The organism is Gilliamella sp. Pra-s52, assembly GCF_009795805.1.
Taxonomy (GTDB): domain Bacteria; phylum Pseudomonadota; class Gammaproteobacteria; order Enterobacterales; family Orbaceae; genus Gilliamella.
In genome coordinates, this window is the sequence record NZ_WTEY01000001.1 from 438,826 (window position 1) to 449,694 (window position 10,869).

The following is a 10,869-nucleotide window of genomic DNA, read 5'->3' on the forward strand; positions in this document are numbered from 1 at the left end:
TTATAATGTTTAATTTGTGATTAAACGGCGGGTAAATAAAAGCGGGGGAAAGTATATACTTAAAACTCATAAAAAGCCAAACTTAAAGCTTAAATAGCTGTTTTATCCGCCGATTTTAATATCGGCGGGATGTTATGTCATTCTTCTGCAAAATACCAGTAACCTTTGTTAACAAACTCAAGCATTATTTGAAGCACGTTTTTATTTTGTAAATGCTTGTAATATAATGTTTCTGTTTCACAAAGTAGATCGATGATAGGCATTGGTAAGTCAATTTTTTCACCATGAATGTAGCCAAAATCACCTACTTTAAGAATGCGAATGCTAGGTACTCGGTGTAGCTTTGAACCATTTTTTAGTAGTGATTCGAATTCATTGTAATCGTAGGGTGGTTCAACAGGTACAATATTTAGTTCGTGCATTGATTGTGTAATGTGTTTGCCAAACCAATCGTTAAATAATTGGGGTGTTTTGATTAAGTCGATAATTTGATCCTGTAGTTTTGTTAGTTCATAAGGTTGAACTCGGTGTGGATCGTTAGGTAGTTTTAAATTCGGGTCTTGATAATAAATACCATTAGGTAGGTTATCGATGACATAGTCGGCAAAGCTACTAAGTAGTTCTTGCGATGTTTGTGTCATAAAACCAACAGAATAGCTAAGTGATTCACCAATAGATATACCATTATGAGGGCAACCTATTGGAATGTATAAAATGTCGCCTGTCGTGAGTTCTTCATCTATGATGGATTGGTAATCTTCAACATGTAATAATGCTTTGTGTGCATTAAATTGTTTATAATTTGGGTTGCGATCACCCACTTGCCAACGCCTGCTCCCCATGCCTTGAATAATAAACACATCGTAATTATCAATATGAGGCCCAACACCTGCTCCTTGTGTTGCATAAGAAATCATTAAATCATCAAATTGCCATTGTGGTATGCATTTGAATGGTTCAACTAATGTGGCAGCTTGTTCATGCCAGTGATCAACCGCTTGAACAAGTAAGCTCCAGTGATCTTCTCCTAAGTTATGATATTCAGTAAATGGTCCATATTTTGCATCCCAAACGCCATCTTTATTGGAAACAATTCGGCTATCAATTTCTTCTTCCATTGCTAGCCCTGCAAGTTCATCTGGTGTAATGGGATCAATAAAGTTAGTAAATGCTTTGCGTAAGATTACTGGTTTTTTTTGCCAATAATTTGTTAAAAAATCATTCCAATCAATGGTTAATTTATAATTCATTTAATTTTCCTTGCAGATTGAATAACCGACAAAAGTTAGCTGTGGTTTTTTGGGCTATCTCTTCTAATGAGACGCCTTTTAAAGCGGATAAATATTGTGCCACTTCACGAACATACGCTGGTTGGTTTTCTTTCCCTCTGTGTGGTACTGGAGCAAGGTAAGGGGAATCTGTTTCGACCAAGATACGATCAAGTGGTACATATTTGGCAACATCGCGCAGGGCTTCGGCATTTTTAAAGGTGATGATTCCTGAAAATGAGATATAAAAGCCGATGTCTAAGAGTTGTTTGGCTGTTTCGATATCTTCAGTAAAACAGTGTAAAACGCCAGAATGAACGTGTTCGTCTTTTAATATTCTTAATGTGTCTTGTTTAGCGTTACGGGTATGGACAATAATTGGTTTATTTAATTTGCGACCTAATCGAATATGCTCTTTAAAATTTTCTTGTTGCTGTTCTAAATTATCTTGTTGATAGTAGTAATCAAGACCTGTTTCGCCTAGTGCTATGACGTTATTTTCTTGCGCTAAGCTTTGAAAACGATCGGCATCATACTTTTCATCGTCTAAATTAAGCGGATGAATCCCACACGAAAAAGAGCATTGATGTTTATAAGGGGTAAGTTGATGTTTCATCGATTCATAGCCCGATAATGTTGTTGCTACACTTAAGCAATGTTTAACATCGTTGTTTACAGCTTCTTGTAAAACATCTTTGATGGATTTAGTACTAAAGTCTAAACTATCTAAATGACAGTGAGAGTCAATTAAAAACATAGAAATCTCTTTTTATTTATTGGTATGTTGTTCAAAATCACGAACAGGTTTTATGGTTGACCACGAACGGCAAGCAGGGCATAACCAGTAGATGGAGTTGACCGTAAATCCACATTTTTGGCATCGATAATTCGGGACAATTTTTATTTGCTCACCTACCATGTTACGTAAAAGCAACAGGCTTTCTTTCGCCTTGCCTTGTTCTGCATCTGCAACATGATAGTTCATTAATCGATAAAATCCTTTTAAATTAGGATGTTTAAGTAATTCACGGTACATGTAATGTTGTGCTGCATCTAAGCCTTTCTGTTTTTCTATAAGATCAGCAAGCATTAATTCGGCTACGCTACCGCTATCTTGTTCGACACATAATTGTAAAAATTGTTGAAATTGCTGTTGATTATTTAGTTTTAGATAGCACTCTTTTAATAAAGGTAATGCTTCGCCAATAAAGGCTTTGTCTTGTTGTAATATTTCTTGAAACGATTCGATAGCTTGCTCTATTTTGTTTTGAGCCATAAAAACTCGACCCAGCATGAGTGAAGTCCGAGCACATGTTGCATCTGCCGTTGCTGATTTTTGTAATAGGTTATTTGCTTTGTCTAGTTCATTATTGGTCATAGCTTGTGAGGCGAGTTCACAATAAAATTGTGCAATATCAGTTCTGTATTTTTCATTGCCAAGTTTGACTAGTTTAGTTGCTGTGTTAATGGCATTTATCCATTCACTGGTTGATTGATATATGATGATAAGTTGTTGTAATGCATGTTGTTGAAAGTCTTCTTCATCTATTAATTGCAAAAACATCTTTTCGGCACGGTCGTAAAAACCTGCAACCATATAATCTCGGCCTAATTGTTGAATGGCTAATAGTTGCTGTTCAAAGGTTAATGATGCGCTTTCTAACAGTGCTTGGTGAATACGTATCGCTCTATCAACTTCGCCTCGAGAGCGAAATAAGTTACCTAATGTTAAATGCGCTTCAAGTGTACCATCATCTTCTTTTAATAGATCTAAAAAAAGATCGACAGCTTTATCTTTTTGGTTAGACAAAAGAAAGTTTAAACCATCTACATATTCACGAGATAGCCGATTAGATTCATTTAAATATTTTTGTTTTGCATTTCTGTTACCCATATACCAGCCATATCCGGCAGCGATAGGAAGTAACAGAAATAACAGCTCAAACATAGTAACCTATTCTTAATTGGGTTTAGTTAAGGTTGTTTGTTGATGATTTGCTATATCTTCATCGTATTTTTTTTGTAATTTGTTTAATTTACGTTTTGTTGATGAGTGTTGGAATTTAGATTTTAAAAAGAAAACGCCTGTTAATATCCAACCAATAATAAAACCAGAACCAAACAAAATAGCTAATAATACAGATAAACGAATTTCAGTTTTAGCAATCAAATAATTAAATGTTACAAGTTGATCATTCGCTGAACCTATTGCTATTGAGATGGCAAAAATGATAATTATCAATAAAATTGATATAACAAATTTCATAATGTTAACCTTTTTGTTTTTAGTTAAACGTTTTTATTATATGTGTCTGTTTCTATAAATTGCTTTGGTTCGTTAAGCTGTTAATTATAACGTTCAAAAATTAAATCCGTCTGTTATAAATTGAATTTCTTTTATTTTTATTTAAGCGTTACTTATCTACTATATGCCATTTTTTAGCATAAAAACAGCAGATTAATGAAATTATCCAAGCGATTAATATGCTTGTTATTAAATCAATTGGTCGATGCATACCTAGTAATAACCGACTAATTTCAATTAATACCGACCAGATAATGGTGCTTGATATTATTACATAATGCCGTTTAAATTTTAGTAATGTTAAAGCTAAAAATGCCCAAGTGACAGAAAATAACGTATGCCCAGAAGGAAAAGAATATCCTGTTTCATGTTGCCAGTGGTTAGATAACCAACTTGGGATTGTTATTGAATTATTTAGTAATTGGTGGATAAGTTCTTTTCTTTCTGACTTTGTTTGCGAATAAAATTGTTGATCAGTCATATTAAATTCTTTTGCCATCCAAAGTACATAAGGTCTTGATTCGGCTGTTTGCGATTTCAAAAAGCTTTTAATTACTTGACCACTTAATATTGCGCTAACAAGTAGCAACCATAACAAAACAATTTTTGTTTTTGTTATGTTGGGTAATAATAGGAAAAATACTAAAAATAAAATTGCCGATGTTATTATTGCCCAAGGAAAACTGGCCGTTTCGGTTATTAAAAATAAATATTTAGATGTATTATTTAATGACGTTGGTTGCCAGTGCCAATTTATGGCTATAATAACTAAAGGCACAGTTAAGAAAATAGCTAGTATAGCTATTGTTTTTTTTATTACTAACCCCATTTATAAACTCAATTAAGTACAAATTGCTTAATATTTTAGCATAGAATGTAGATTTATTTTTATAAAATCTTATCTATGTTTTATTTAAAACGGAGAAAATAATGCAATTAAAACGTGTTGCACAAGCAAAATTACCAACTCCTTGGGGATGTTTTACTATTGTTGGATTTGAAGAGATTGCAACAAAGAAGGATCATGTAGCATTGGTATTTGGTGATATATCTAGTGATGCACCTGTGCTTACAAGGATTCATTCTGAATGTTTAACGGGGGATGCACTTTTTAGTTTACGCTGTGATTGTGGTTTTCAGTTAGAAGCAGCTTTAAAACAAATTGCAAAAGAAGGTAAAGGGATTTTAATTTATCATCGTCAAGAAGGGCGTAATATTGGTTTGCTGAATAAAATTAGAGCTTATGCATTACAAGATCAAGGATTAGATACAGTTGAAGCCAATGAACAATTAGGTTTTGCAGCGGATGAACGCGATTTTACTTTATGTGCTGATATGCTTAATTTATTAGGTGTGTCTCAAATTCGTTTATTAACCAATAATCCAGAAAAAATTAGAGTACTTGAAAGCTCAGGTATCAAAATTACAAAACGAGAGCCATTGGAAGTCGGTGAAAATCCAAATAATGAACATTATTTAGAAACAAAAGCGAATAAAATGGGGCATATACTTCATTTACATCACTGCAATTGCAAGCATTAAGCGATTTAGCTGAATTACGAATAATTTATTGGTGGCTGAATTTATATGAAATAGTGATAAATGTTTAGGTAAAAATCTCAAAATATATTTATTTTGAGATTTTTTTATGAAGCTTAAATATACCCAAAGGGTTTTAGCTTATTTGCGTAATTATTTGTATATGTAAAAATGAATCTTTGTCACTATTCTTTATCACTACGTAGTATGCCACCATTAGCGATCTGATCTTTTGATATTTCGTGCATGATGATTTGTACTGCTTCAGGTTTGCAGTTAAGTGTTTCGGCAATTGCATTTGTTACGCGTTTTGCCATTTCTCTTTTTTGCTCTATGGTGCGACCCTCTAAAAAGTCGATAACGACGTTTGGCATAGATATCTCCTAGTGATTAATTTGAGCTAGCTGTTCATCAGTCAATGCGATTTCATCATTATGGCATATGCTAATGCCTGATTTTATAATTTTTTCAGCAATAGCTTTGGCTTCATCTAATGAATGCATTTTGTAGGTACCACATTGATATTCGTTTAATTCTGGAATTTGATTTTGTGATTTGACATTTAAAACATCATGCATTGATTTTAACCATGCATCCACTATTAATGCTTCGTTTGGTTTACCAATTAAACTCATGTAAAAGCCTGTACGGCACCCCATGGGTGAAATATCAATTATTTCAACTTTGTCGCTGTTTAGGTGATCACGCATAAAGCCAGCAAATAAATGCTCTAATGTATGAATCCCTTTTTCTGGTAGATTATCTTTATTAGGAATAGTAAAGCGTAGATCAAACACAGTGATGTGATCACCTTTTGGGGTTGCCATAGTTTTTGCAATTCGCACAAAAGGCGCTTTCATTTTGGTGTGATCAACTTTAAAACTATCGAGTAAAGGCATAATTTCCTCCTTGTTTTTTGATACTTGCTATTGTAATCAATTAACCAACAAGTACCAATGAATTTTATTTTTATTGAGCGAACAAATTTAGCATTTCTTGTTCATCAATAACTTTAATTCCCAATTCTTGGGCTTTGTTAAGTTTAGAACCAGCGGCTTCTCCGGCAATGACTAGATCGGTATTTTTTGATACGCTACCCGTTACTTTTGCTCCTAATTGTTTTAATTTATTTTTGGCTTCATCTCGAGTTAAAACTGATAAGGTGCCTGTTAATACCACTTTTTTACCAAAAAAAGGTGAATCAGTATTAACTGCTTGCATCTGTGGATTTAAATTTTGCCAGTGAATACCAATTTCATGACTGGTTAATTGTTCAATGATATTACGATTATGAGGTTCTTGAAAAAAGTCTATAATACTTTCTGCAATGACAGCACCGATATCTTTTACCGTTTGTAATTGTTCAAGCGAGGTGTTCTCAATTGCCGGTAAGTTGCCTAGTTGGTTAACTAGATTTTCGGCAGTAACTTCGCCAACATTTGGGATGCCAAGAGCAAATATAAATCGACTTAATGTTGTATTTTTAGATTCCTCTAGTGCATTTAATAAATTATTGGCAGATTTTTCACCAATTTTATCTAAACTACATAGCATTGGTAGATTTAGTTTATATAAATCTGCAGGTGTTTTGACATACTCTTTATCAACTAGTTGTTCGATGACTTTATCACCCATACCTTCTACATTCATTGCTTTGCGTGAAACAAAATGCTTTAAAGCTTCTTTTCGTTGCGCAGGGCAAATTAGTCCACCTGCACAGCGTGATATAGTTTGACCTTCATCTCGAACTATTAGTGATCCACAAATAGGACAATGTGTTGGGAATACGATCTCTTTTGTATCTTTAGGTCTTTTATCCAATATTACGGCTACAATTTTGGGAATAACATCACCGGCCCGACGTATTGTAACATAGTCTCCTTCACGTACGCCTAGTCGCGCTATTTCATCACTATTATGTAATGTGGCATTGCTAACAATAACACCAGCGACAGAGACAGGTTCCAATCTTGCAACAGGTGTAATTGCACCTGTTCGTCCAACTTGAAAGTCTACTTTATTTAATTGTGTAATTTGTTCTTGAGCAGGAAACTTAAATGCAGTAGCCCATCTAGGAGCACGAGCAATAAAGCCAAGTTCATTTTGTTGTTCAATACTATTAACTTTTATAACTACGCCATCAATATCAAAGCCTAGCGACATGCGTTGTTCGCCAATTTTTTTGAAGTAGTCTAAAGCAGCCTGTGCACCTTGATGTTTTTCCACTTTATTGCTAACAGGTAAGCCCCAAGCTTTGAATTGCATTAAACGGTCATAATGAGTATTAGGTAATGTAGCACCTTCAACTATACCCACACCGTAACAAAAGAATGTTAATGGACGTTTTGCTGTAATTTTAGGATCTAATTGTCTTAATGAACCCGCTGCCGCATTACGTGGGTTGGCAAAGACCTTTTCGTTGTGTTTTATGGCATCAGCATTAAGTTTTTCAAATCCTTTGTGGGTTATAAATACTTCTCCACGAATTTCTAATCGAGTTGGAATATTGTCTCCTCTTAAAACTAGAGGAATTGTTTTGATGGTTTTTACATTTGCGGTTATATCTTCCCCTGTTGTACCATCACCTCGGGTTGCGGCTTGTGTAAATTGCCCATTTTGGTAAAGTAAGCTGACAGCAAGCCCATCAAGTTTGAGTTCGCAACAATATTCAACATGTTCAGTATCGCTTAAATGAAGACGATCTTTTACTCGTTTGTTAAAAGCAATAAAACTTGTATCATCAAAAACATTATCAAGTGATAACATAGGTATTTCATGCTTGATCGATGCAAATTGTGCTAATGGAAAACCCCCAACGCGTTGAGTTGGTGAGTCGGGTGTAATAAGGTCTGGATATTGTTGTTCTAATGTTTGCAGTTGTTTTATTAATTTGTCATATTCGGAGTCGGGAATTTCAGGTGTATCAAGTACATAATAGCAATATTCGTGATGTCTAATTTTTGTCCTTAATGAGGTCAGTTGTTCTGTTATGTCTTTAACAGATTTAGATGTATTTGCTGAGTTTTGGGCTTTATTAGATAGTGACATAATCATAGGCTCTTAAATTAAAACGTAGGGTTAGGAAATATCATTACAATTGCATTAATTTAACTGTCAATAATGCATAGCCAAATTAAGTCATTTAAATAAATATTTAATACTTATCTGTAACCACCAACTTTGGTTGGTGGGGGTGCTAAAAATTTGTTTAAAATTATGTTGTTAAATTTCGTTACAGGATTTTTTTATGCGATCTTTGTAACTGTCTATCTTTTGCGGAGTTAACATGTGATGTTCGTCATCTAACACTACGCCGTTGACATCATCAGCAATACGTTGCGCTGTCTGTAACATTAATTTGAAGTTTTGTTGGTTGTTACCTTCTGTTGGTGCAACCATGAAAATAGATACGCCGGGTGTTGTAAATTCATGCATAGTTTCAGGATCCAAATACCCGGGTGTAATCATATTTGCTAAGCTAAATAAGACTGGACCGTTACCTGCGGGATCCACATGACGGTGAAAAATCTGCATATCACCAAACTGAAACCCTGATTGCATAATACTAGCAAGTAATACATCACCTTGTAGTAGTTTTCCGTTAAGACCTGTAACATTTAATACAATAATTTCTGTTTTAGATTGTTCGTCTTTAATGCCTAGTTTTTGATGTGTATCATGATTAATTTCATTATTGGCCTGCTCATTAGTATCAACTTGTGTTTCTTTTATTTTTTTAGTTAAACTAAGGTCTTCTTCATCTTCAAAAAGATCTTTATTAATATTAATAGCTGATTTTTGATCTTTGTCTGTAGTAATTTCTAGTTGATCACAATTATCAACAAATAAATCTTTTTGCTGAGGTTTATTTTCTTGTTCTTCTGTAAGCTCATCTACAGTGGCGGTATTTTCAGAAGTTTCATTGTCTTTTGTTGTTTTAGGTTTGAGTAGAATTACATCATCTTCCTCTATATCTATATCGCTTATAGAAAGATTTTGGTGTAGTTGAGTATTTTGTTCAAATTTTCCTTTTTTATTTGAACTAAAAAGCGAAGAATGTTCTTTTTTATTGATCCAAAATCCATGGATAAGCAATGCAATAATAACCAAGGATGCAACAACAATTAGAACAATACGTAAATTATCCATAATAACCATCTCTGTATTAAATTAAATATAGATTTAAATTATTTAATCATATTTTAAAAAAATGATTCCGGAATGCAGTAATGTAAATTTTTGCTTCTTTTAGCAATTTGAATTAATCTTCATTAAAGCAACCGTATTTGATATTTGTAGTATAACATTTTCTTTAAGATACTTTATAGTACAAAAAAATCAGTTAGTCTATATTACTTTATTTCTAGTAATAATCATAATTATCAATATACTTTTTTATTATCATGGTTTATTTAGTTATTTTTTAGAACTCTGTGCTATTAAGTAGTAGGGCTACTTACAATCTATCCATATTTTTTGTAAAATTACTGACCACTTTTGAATAAGAACTATTAAAAAATAAATAATTATTAAGTTTACTGAGGTCATTTTTATATGAGATTTAACAAGCTACTATTAGCCTTGCCTGTGGCGTTTGCCGGCCTGCTTTTATTAACAAGCTGTGATAATGGTAAATCACAAGACGGTAATAATCAATTACCAGGAGTCACTGTATTTAAAGTTCAACCATTAAACTATACGTTAAAAATCAGTTTGCCTGGCAGGGTTGTTGCATCTCAAATTGCTGAAATTAGACCTCAGGTCGGTGGTATTGTTTTAAAACGTGAATTTGATGAAAGTTCTAATGTTAAAGCTGGGCAATCACTATATCAAATAGACCCTGCTATTTATCAAGCTAATTATGATAGTGCTGTTGCTAGTGTTGCTAGTGCCAAAGCAAATGCAAATATTGCACAGCTTACATTAAAACGTTATGCAGGGCTGTTAAATACCAAATCAATTAGTCAACAAGATTACGATAAAGCAGCGGCCGATGTTAAACAGGCAGAAGCGGCTGTATTGGTTGCTCAAGCCGCTGAGCATACAGCCAAAGTTAATTTAGAGTATACGAAAGTGTATTCACCAATTGATGGATATATCGGTAAATCAAGTGTGACTGAAGGAGCATTAGTAGCCGCTGGTCAGTCAACACCGCTTGCGCTAGTTCAACAACTAGACCCTATTTATGTCGATATGACAGAAGCGGCTACTCGTTATAATAAATATCTTCAAGATGAAAATGTTATTTATGAACCAGCAAAAGAAAATAATGTAGAATTATTTTTTAACGATGGTTCAAAATATGCTCTACCTGGTAATATTAAGTTTTCAGATATGACTGTAAACGAAACGACAGGTACAGTGACATTACGTTCTCAATTTGCCAACAATGACGGTAAAATTTTACCAGGTATGTTTGTTAAACCTCAGGTGACATTAGGTTATATTAAAAATGCCGTACTTGTTCCGCAACAAGGCATTACTAGTAATAAAATGGGACAATATACTGCAAAAATCTTAAAGCCTGATAATACAGTGGAATATCGTCAAGATATCCAAGTATACACAGGTATTGGAGGTTATTGGGTTGTGACAAAAGGTATTGATGTTGGTGAACAAGTCATCGTGACAGGCTTACTTAACTTGACAGCTGTTGAAATGGGAAAAACTATGAAAGTTCAAATGGTTGGTGAGATGACAACGCTTACTCAAGAACAGTTAGATAGCATCATCCAAAAAAGCATGAAATAAAACAGG

General features: G+C 33.7%; 11 protein-coding genes. 2 read left to right on the forward strand and 9 right to left on the reverse strand.

Going from position 1 to position 10,869, the window contains the following annotated elements; translation table 11 throughout:
• Positions 1–137: 137 nt before the first annotated feature.
• The 5 genes from GQ594_RS02010 to GQ594_RS02030 all read right to left on the reverse strand — a co-directional run bounded on the left by GQ594_RS02010 (position 138) and on the right by GQ594_RS02030 (position 4,402).
• The gene (locus tag GQ594_RS02010) at positions 138–1,250 is read right to left on the reverse strand and encodes a ribosomal protein uL16 3-hydroxylase (protein WP_160411211.1); all 1,113 of its coding nucleotides are present in this window, start codon (positions 1,248–1,250) and stop codon (positions 138–140) included.
• Positions 1,240–2,025 (reverse strand): YchF/TatD family DNA exonuclease, encoded by a 786-nt coding sequence (locus GQ594_RS02015; RefSeq protein WP_160411212.1) that lies wholly within the window; start codon positions 2,023–2,025, stop codon positions 1,240–1,242. The genes GQ594_RS02010 and GQ594_RS02015 overlap by 11 nt, the downstream gene beginning before the upstream one ends.
• Positions 2,026–2,037: 12 nt before the next feature.
• Positions 2,038–3,216, reverse strand: a complete 1,179-nt coding sequence (gene lapB, locus GQ594_RS02020; RefSeq protein ID WP_160411213.1) for a lipopolysaccharide assembly protein LapB — start codon at positions 3,214–3,216, stop codon at positions 2,038–2,040.
• A 12-nt stretch (positions 3,217–3,228) separates the two neighbouring features.
• Positions 3,229–3,534 (reverse strand): LapA family protein, encoded by a 306-nt coding sequence (locus tag GQ594_RS02025; RefSeq protein ID WP_202112418.1) that lies wholly within the window; start codon positions 3,532–3,534, stop codon positions 3,229–3,231.
• A gap of 148 nt (positions 3,535–3,682) precedes the next feature.
• Positions 3,683–4,402 carry a phosphatase PAP2 family protein gene (locus GQ594_RS02030; RefSeq protein ID WP_160411214.1) on the reverse strand — a complete coding sequence of 240 codons (720 nt, stop codon included), beginning with the start codon at positions 4,400–4,402 and terminating at the stop codon, positions 3,683–3,685.
• A 101-nt stretch (positions 4,403–4,503) separates the two neighbouring features.
• On the opposite strand from GQ594_RS02030, the gene ribA reads away from it, so the two are divergent.
• A complete protein-coding gene (gene ribA, locus GQ594_RS02035; RefSeq protein WP_160400118.1) occupies positions 4,504–5,115 on the forward strand; it encodes a GTP cyclohydrolase II in 612 nt (203 codons plus the stop codon).
• Between the two features lie 182 nt (positions 5,116–5,297).
• Here the strand turns inward: ribA and GQ594_RS02040 are convergent, their stop codons facing one another.
• The 4 genes from GQ594_RS02040 to zipA all read right to left on the reverse strand — a co-directional run bounded on the left by GQ594_RS02040 (position 5,298) and on the right by zipA (position 9,261).
• Positions 5,298–5,486: a 2-hydroxymuconate tautomerase gene (locus GQ594_RS02040; protein ID WP_160400117.1), complete on the reverse strand. Its 189-nt coding sequence runs from the start codon at positions 5,484–5,486 to the stop codon at positions 5,298–5,300.
• A gap of 9 nt (positions 5,487–5,495) precedes the next feature.
• Positions 5,496–6,011, reverse strand: a complete 516-nt coding sequence (luxS, locus tag GQ594_RS02045) for an S-ribosylhomocysteine lyase (RefSeq protein ID WP_160411215.1) — start codon at positions 6,009–6,011, stop codon at positions 5,496–5,498.
• Between the two features lie 70 nt (positions 6,012–6,081).
• Positions 6,082–8,160 carry an NAD-dependent DNA ligase LigA gene (ligA, locus tag GQ594_RS02050; protein WP_160411216.1) on the reverse strand — a complete coding sequence of 693 codons (2,079 nt, stop codon included), beginning with the start codon at positions 8,158–8,160 and terminating at the stop codon, positions 6,082–6,084.
• Positions 8,161–8,334: 174 nt separating this feature from the next.
• A complete protein-coding gene (gene zipA, locus GQ594_RS02055) occupies positions 8,335–9,261 on the reverse strand; it encodes a cell division protein ZipA (protein ID WP_160411217.1) in 927 nt (308 codons plus the stop codon).
• A gap of 405 nt (positions 9,262–9,666) precedes the next feature.
• Here zipA and GQ594_RS02060 point away from each other — a divergent pair, with 405 nt between their 5' ends.
• Complete coding sequence (locus tag GQ594_RS02060) at positions 9,667–10,863, forward strand: efflux RND transporter periplasmic adaptor subunit (RefSeq protein WP_160411218.1); 1,197 nt, start codon at positions 9,667–9,669, stop codon at positions 10,861–10,863.
• Positions 10,864–10,869 lie beyond the last annotated feature (6 nt).